The following is a 732-nucleotide window of genomic DNA, read 5'->3' on the forward strand; positions in this document are numbered from 1 at the left end:
GTATTCCATAGCAATATCAACTAATTTGATAGGTGCATTAGATTTTACAGCATTGATAAAAGGTACCAATCCTTGTGAGTAAGAAATATCGATATCTCCTGCTAACATTGCATCAGTCATAGCTCCACCATTAGTGAAGTTTGTCCATTTAACTGGAACACCAAGAGCTTTAGCAAAATTCTTTTTCTGCATGTCCTCTAAATTTGGGCTTGGCCATTCTAGAAAGTATGCAACTCTAACTTCATTTGCAGCTGAATTAGCAACTGAAATAGATAGGTTAAGTGCAAATATAGATCCTAGAATAAAACTTAGTATTTTTTTCATTTATTCCCCTATGTTTAATTAATTAAATTCTGGATATTTAAATTCAAATTGTCTCCGAAGTAAAACAAAAAAAGAAACTTATACAATCGTTGGTTGTGTCAATAATGTGGTAGTTAATCCATTTATTTTAGTCTAAAGAGGCCTTAAGATTAAATTAAAATATTTTATAGAAAGAAATTTTTATGAGCACACAAAATAAAACAGCAATCCCAAATTCTTTAAATGAGCACTGGATGCCATTTACATCTAACAAAGATTTTAAAGAGAACCCGAGATTAATTGTTGAAGCTAAAGGTGTGTATTTAAAAAACCATCAAGGCCAAACTCAAATAGATGCTAGCTCAGGATTATTTTGTAATCCTTTAGGTCATGGTAGAGAAGAAATTATTGAGGCAATAACAAATCAAT

At 30.9% G+C, this 732-nt stretch carries 2 pseudogenes; one reads left to right on the top strand and one right to left on the bottom strand.

Features of this window, described 5'->3' with window-relative positions:
- Nucleotides 1-324, bottom strand: a pseudogene (locus AMN83_RS00280) (ABC transporter substrate-binding protein); the annotation flags it as partial.
- 182 nt (nt 325-506) lie between these two features.
- On the opposite strand from AMN83_RS00280, the pseudogene AMN83_RS00285 reads away from it, so the two are divergent.
- Nucleotides 507-732 (top strand): annotated as a pseudogene (locus tag AMN83_RS00285) (aminotransferase class III-fold pyridoxal phosphate-dependent enzyme); the annotation flags it as partial.

It is taken from the genome of Candidatus Pelagibacter communis, from assembly GCF_001180025.1.
Lineage (GTDB): Bacteria > Pseudomonadota > Alphaproteobacteria > Pelagibacterales > Pelagibacteraceae > Pelagibacter > Pelagibacter ubique_A.